The 5,701-nt window shown below is 61.2% G+C and carries 6 protein-coding genes; 3 read left to right on the top strand and 3 right to left on the bottom strand.

The genetic code is table 11. The features are described from left to right. Positions 1 to 188: 188 nt before the first annotated feature. Both B3187_RS08375 and B3187_RS08370 read right to left on the bottom strand, forming a co-directional pair. A complete protein-coding gene (locus B3187_RS08375) occupies positions 189 to 1,580 on the bottom strand; it encodes a DegQ family serine endoprotease (RefSeq protein WP_286805715.1) in 1,392 nt (463 codons plus the stop codon). Between the two features lie 152 nt (positions 1,581 to 1,732). Beyond that, positions 1,733 to 2,668, bottom strand: coding sequence for an OmpA family protein (locus B3187_RS08370; RefSeq protein WP_286805713.1), 936 nt, complete (start codon positions 2,666 to 2,668; stop codon positions 1,733 to 1,735). Positions 2,669 to 2,793: 125 nt separating this feature from the next. Between B3187_RS08370 and pyrC the strand changes: the two genes are divergently transcribed. Both pyrC and rnt read left to right on the top strand, forming a co-directional pair. Then, positions 2,794 to 3,849 (top strand): dihydroorotase, encoded by a 1,056-nt coding sequence (pyrC, locus tag B3187_RS08365; RefSeq protein WP_286805711.1) that lies wholly within the window; start codon positions 2,794 to 2,796, stop codon positions 3,847 to 3,849. Positions 3,850 to 3,884: 35 nt separating this feature from the next. Continuing rightward, complete coding sequence (gene rnt / locus B3187_RS08360) at positions 3,885 to 4,523, top strand: ribonuclease T (protein WP_286805724.1); 639 nt, start codon at positions 3,885 to 3,887, stop codon at positions 4,521 to 4,523. Positions 4,524 to 4,539: 16 nt separating this feature from the next. On the opposite strand, the gene B3187_RS08355 is transcribed toward rnt, so the two are convergent. Beyond that, positions 4,540 to 4,674 carry a hypothetical protein gene (locus B3187_RS08355; protein WP_255327662.1) on the bottom strand — a complete coding sequence of 45 codons (135 nt, stop codon included), beginning with the start codon at positions 4,672 to 4,674 and terminating at the stop codon, positions 4,540 to 4,542. A 179-nt stretch (positions 4,675 to 4,853) separates the two neighbouring features. On the opposite strand from B3187_RS08355, the gene B3187_RS08350 reads away from it, so the two are divergent. Beyond that, entirely contained in the window at positions 4,854 to 5,675 is an 822-nt protein-coding gene (locus B3187_RS08350) for a universal stress protein (protein ID WP_286805709.1), read from the top strand. The last annotated feature ends 26 nt before the right edge of the window (positions 5,676 to 5,701 follow it).

Here is a 5,701-nt window from a genome sequence, read left to right as displayed (position 1 = left end):
GTCACTGGGCGTCAAATTCTTAGGTTGGTGCGGTTGGCAAAACGGCGGGAGGGGCCGGGTGCCCGTTGGGGGCACTACCGGAGCCCGATGGAGCCGCCGGACAAAGGCGGCCAGTTTAGCGTATTTGGCTGACCCCGGCTATGGGGAGCCCGGCCAGCCAGCCCGTCCCTGGGCCGGTTTGTACAGGGCTACTCAATCCGCAGGGTGGTAAACGCCGGCTGCCCATCGCGCAGGAAGCGCACGGCGACCGGCTTGTCTTTGGGCAGATCGCTGACCAGAGCCCGATAGCGGCTCACCGAGTCCACACTGTCATAACCCAGCTGCGTAATAATATCGCCGGGACGCAAGCCGGCACCGGCGGCGGCACTACCGCGAGTTACGCGGGTCACCAGCACCCCGGTCTCCTGGGCATCGGAGGGTAACGCCTCCACCATCAGGCCGAGGGGGTCTCCCGTGGGGGCGGCATCCGGGCCGCTGTCGGCCACCTGACCGTCCCGGTCCGGCAACAGGCCGATTTCCACATCAATGGTGCGCTCATCGCCCCGTCTCATCACCACCACGGGCACTTCCGAGCCGGGCTCGGTACGCCCCACCAGCGGGGGCAGATCTCCGGACTCACCGATGGTGCGACCGTCAAATTTGAGAATGATATCGCCCACTTCCAGGCCGGAGCGGGCCGCCGGACCCTCGGGATCCATATTGGAAATCAGGGCCCCGGTGGCCCGGCGCAGGCCAAAGGACTGGGCCAGGTCCCGATTCACGCCCTGGATTACCACGCCGAGCCAACCGCGTTCCACCCGGCCTTTGTCTTTCAACTGAGCCACCACTTCTTTGGCCAGCCCCGCCGGAATGGCGAACGACAGGCCGATGGAGCCACCGGAGCGGGTGTAAATCTGGGAGTTGATACCCACCACTTCGCCGTCGAGGTTGAACAGCGGACCGCCGGAGTTACCCGGATTGATCGCCACGTCCGTCTGAATGAACGGTACATAGGTATCGTTGTTCGGGCCGGGTATGCTGCGACCAATGGCACTGATGATCCCGGAGCTGACCGAGTAATCCAGACCAAAGGGCGAGCCGATGGCCAGCACCCATTCCCCGACCTTGACACTATCGGAGTCCGCAAAGCGCAGATACGGCAAATCGTCGGCATCCACCTTCAACAGGGCGAGATCAGACCGGGCGTCCGTACCGATCACCTCGGCGGTATACTCTCGCCGGTCGATCAGGCGCACGTAGATATTGTCAGCGTTTTCGATGACGTGATAGTTGGTCAGAATGTAACCATCTTCAGAGATCACAAACCCGGATCCCATGGAACGCACATCCCGCTCCTGGGGCATGCGCCGTTCAAAAAATTCCCGGAACATATCCGGAATGTCTTCCTGATAGGGAATCCGGTTCCCGGTTTCTACGCGGCCCTGAGTCGTAATTTTGACCACGGCGGGAGAATGCGCTTCCACCAGCTCGGTGAAATCCGGCAGGTCGCGCGCCTGTGCCGGCAATGCCAGCGCGAACAGGCAGAACAGACTCATCAGATAAACCGCCAGCGGCGAACGGGACACCTTCGTATGGGGCATGAACCATTCCTCTCAAGTCAATAACGGTAAGTTCAATGGATAGCGCCAGCTTTGACTGAAGCTGGCATCATAAATTCCATGGGTCGTTAAATTGATTTGTCAGGATCGACAATGAGGGCGGATATCGAAAGGTCAAGGGCAACTGAGAGGGGTCAATCTGTCCGGGCAGACAGGCGCTCGTCCCGGCGCTCGAGACGGACCGTAACCCGCCGGTTTTCGGCCCGACCTTCCGGGTCGCGATTCGAACCAACCGGATAGCGCTCTCCGTGCCAGCGGGTGATGATTTTTTGCTCGGGAACGCCTCGCTCAACCAGATACTGGGTAACCATTTCCGCCCGTTCCCGGGACAGCTCGAGATTTTCGGCTCTGAGTCCGAGGCCATCCGTATGACCATCCACGTAGAAATGGGTTACCCGATCATCCGCCGAGGCGTACAGCGCGATGCGGTCCAGCTTTTCCAGCTCGGACTCGGGAAGGTCGACATAACCGGCGGGAAAGTACAGGGCATTGCGCTGCACCTGATCAAAGTTGACCGGTAACAATCCGGACAGACAGTCGTTAAATCCATCCATACCCGCGCGGAATCCCACCGGCTCGAGCACAATTTCCGCCATTTGCTCGCGTCCATCCCAGGGGGCATAAGAAATGATCAGGCGTCGCCCGGTGCGCAACTCCGCCGCCAGCCGCTGGGAGCGCTGCCAGTCCACAACCAGAGGCTGGGCGCCGGACTGCACCGATACCGCATCCAACGCCTCGGGCTGAGCGGTCTCGCGCCACTCGGGGTGCTCGGAGCGGATCTGAGCCTCACCGTTTGCCAGATGCCGGTTGGCCTGCTGCAACACAAACCGCTGCGCCTCGCCCGCCCGACGGGTAAATACCGCGCTGCCAAACCGGGGAATAGGCTGAACCAGACGACACTCGAACACGGACGCGTCCAAGTGCCAGCTTGCGTCGGCAACCGGACCGCGAAACTGCTCGGCTCGCGCCCCAACCACCAGCACGCATGCCGACAGCAGACACCATAGCGGTACCCACCGGACGTTATTGCGGTACTGCGGCACAACACGGGGCCCTGAAGGCGTCATCATGGGTTATCGCTCATCGGCTGTCTCACACTCATACCGTCTCTATCGGCACCGGATGGCTGCGCTTTAACGGCAATTTTGGTAGCATGCCCGCTCTTTAGCCCGATTCCAGCCCAACGACGGTGTCCATGACTCAGCAACTGACCCTTACCCGCCCCGACGACTGGCACATCCACCTGCGCGATGGCGATGCCCTGCCGCGAACCGTGGGTGATGCGGCTGCGCAGTTCCAGCGCGCCATTGTCATGCCCAATCTGGTGCCGCCGGTCACCACGGCCGAAGCCGCCGTGGCGTATCGGGATCGCATCCTGGCCGCCCGACCGGCCGGCAGCCAATTTGAGCCCCTGATGGTGCTGTACCTCACCGACAACACGACCCCGGAAGACATTCGCGCTGCCAAGGCCGCCGGCGTGGTCGCGTGCAAGCTCTACCCGGCGGGCGCCACCACCAACTCCGACTCCGGTGTGACCGACATTGACGGGCTCTACCCGGTGCTGGAGACCATGGAGAAAGAGGGGCTGCGGTTTCTGTTACACGGTGAAGTGACCGACTCCGACATCGATATTTTTGATCGTGAGCGGATCTTTCTGGAGCGCACCTTCAGCCGCCTGGTCGCCGACTTTCCGGCGCTGCACACGGTGCTGGAGCACATCACCACGGCCGACTCGGTCGATTTTGTCCGCCAGGCCGGCGATCGCGTCGCCGCCACGATTACCGCCCACCACCTGCGCTACAACCGCAACCATATGTTGGTGGGCGGCATTCGGCCACACTATTATTGCCTGCCGATTCTCAAGCGCAACCGCCACCAGCAGGCGCTGATTGAAGCGGCCACCAGCGGCAGCCCCAAGTTCTTTCTGGGCACCGACTCGGCACCTCACGCCAAGGGCCGCAAGGAAGCCGACTGCGGCTGTGCGGGTTGCTACACCGCCTATTCGGCGATTGAGCTCTACGCCGAGGTGTTTGAAGACGCCGGAGCGCTGGACAAACTCGAAGCATTTGCCAGCCATTTCGGGCCGGATTTCTACGGTCTGCCCCGGAATACCGACACCGTCACCCTGACCCGGACCGAGTGGCAACTGCCACCATCGCTGCCCATGGCGGACACCGAAGTGGTGCCACTGGGTGCCGGCGACGCGCTGCGCTGGAAACTGACGACCACTGGGACTGAGGGGGCGGCGTGAATCAACCGGAAGCCGCCAAAGACCCGAATTCACCCATGGCGAGCCGCTTTCGCGGCTATCTGCCGGTCGTCATTGACGTCGAGACCGGGGGCTTCAACGCCGCCACCGACGCTCTGCTGGAAATTGCCGCCGTCACCCTCACTATGGACGAGGACGGCACGCTGCGCCCGGACGAGACCTTCGACTTCCACGTCGACCCCTTTGAAGGCGCGAATATCGAGCAATCGGCCCTGGATTTCACCGGCATCGACCTGGAGAGCCCGGACCGCCCCGCCGAACCGGAATCCATGGTGATGCCGGACCTGATGAAGGCGATACGCCGCGCGGTACGCGCCCATGGCTGCACCCGGGCGGTGATGGTGGCGCATAACGCCCATTTCGACCTGGGGTTTGTCAATGCCGCTGTGGCGCGCTGCAACATCAAGCGCAACCCCTTCCACCCCTTTTCCTGCTTTGATACCGCGACCCTGGCCGGGCTGGCCTGCGGACAGACCGTGCTCGCCAAGGCCTGCCGGGTAGCCGGTATAGAGTTCAGCAACAGCGCGGCACACAGCGCCGGTTACGACGCCGAGAAGACCGCCGAGCTGTTCTGCTATATCGTCAACCAGTGGAAGCAATTGGGGGGCTGGACCCCGCCCATGCCGGGCGAGACCGAGGATTCTGAACCAGTGTAGGCGGCCCCAGGGCCGCTTATTTCTCCTGTGCTGACCGCTTCGGGTGGCCACTATTGCGCTGACGGCGCTCCTCTTCCTTGCGCTTGCGGGACTCATGGCTCGCCTTGACCCATTCATCCGACCGTCTCTGCCACTGCTTGTCATTCGGCATGGTGTTCATCTCCTGTCATAGTGGGGAACTTTTGCCCCCATGGTAATCCAAATTCGTCGCTAACCCCATGACCCCGGGGGAAAAATTATCTCTGTAAAAACGTTTCTCCGATTGCTATGCTTAGCGTTTAACACTAAAAACAATCAAGGTATCGAATTCGAACCACAGCAGGAGCCACTATGACGACCCCTCAGCAGAAAATTTTTGTCGTTGTCGATCCCAACGACGAGCAGCACATCGCCCTGGAGCGCGTGGCGGTAACCGCCAAGCTGCTTGATGTAAAACCCTACGTCTATGTGTTCGTCGCCGTTGACGGTGACGCGGTGGATACCCGGGCCAGTAACGACAAGCTGTTCCGCGACCAGCGCTGGTTCGATGCCATGATCAAGAAGCCTCTGGAAGATGCCGGCATTGAGTACCTGATCGAAGTGTCCTGGTCCAGCGAGTGGCAGGCCTCCATCATGCAGTCCGCCAAGCGCTTCAGTGCCGACCTGATTTACCTGCCGGTACACGCCAAGGTGAACTACACCCGCTTCACCTTTACCGAATCCAAGTGGGAGCTGCTCAAAGGGGCGCCCTGCCCTGTGGTCCTGATCCGTCCGGGCGCCAAAGAAGCCCGCAAGGTCATTCTGGCAGCGGTCAACTTCCAGGCGCAGCGTGAGGTACAGCGCGAGCTGAACAAAATCATTCTGGAGCAGGCCCGTCATTACGCCCAGCTCTACAATGCCGAGCTGCACGTTGTGAATGCTTACCTGGATTCCATGAACTACCCGGATCGCGGCCGCCTGGTGCGTGAAACCGGTCTGGAGCAGGATCGTATTCACGTGAACAACGGCTATACATCGGAAGTGGTTGCCGAGGTGGCGGATGAGATCAATGCCGACCTGGTGGTGATGGGTACCCTGGGGCAGAACGGTATGACCACTTCACGTCGTGGTAACACCGCCGAGCGTCTGATTGCGGGGTTGGATGACGATGTGATGGTGATTAACCACGAGTAAGGTTTAAGGCCACGTATAGTTACGGC

This window comes from Marinimicrobium sp. UBA4209 (assembly GCF_002381585.1).
Classification (GTDB): Bacteria; Pseudomonadota; Gammaproteobacteria; order Pseudomonadales; family Cellvibrionaceae; genus Marinimicrobium; species Marinimicrobium koreense.
The sequence above is the reverse complement of the archived record's forward strand: the minus strand, read 5'-3'. Positions and strand labels throughout refer to the sequence as shown.

Coding starts and splice junctions, on each gene's coding strand:
- B3187_RS08350 (WP_286805709.1), top strand. CDS start 4,854: ATGACGACCCCTCAGCAGAAAATTTTTGTCGTTGTCGATCCCAACGAC.
- B3187_RS08375 (WP_286805715.1), bottom strand. CDS start 1,580: ATGCCCCATACGAAGGTGTCCCGTTCGCCGCTGGCGGTTTATCTGATG.
- rnt (WP_286805724.1), top strand. CDS start 3,885: ATGGCGAGCCGCTTTCGCGGCTATCTGCCGGTCGTCATTGACGTCGAG.
- B3187_RS08355 (WP_255327662.1), bottom strand. CDS start 4,674: ATGCCGAATGACAAGCAGTGGCAGAGACGGTCGGATGAATGGGTCAAG.
- pyrC (WP_286805711.1), top strand. CDS start 2,794: ATGACTCAGCAACTGACCCTTACCCGCCCCGACGACTGGCACATCCAC.
- B3187_RS08370 (WP_286805713.1), bottom strand. CDS start 2,668: ATGATGACGCCTTCAGGGCCCCGTGTTGTGCCGCAGTACCGCAATAAC.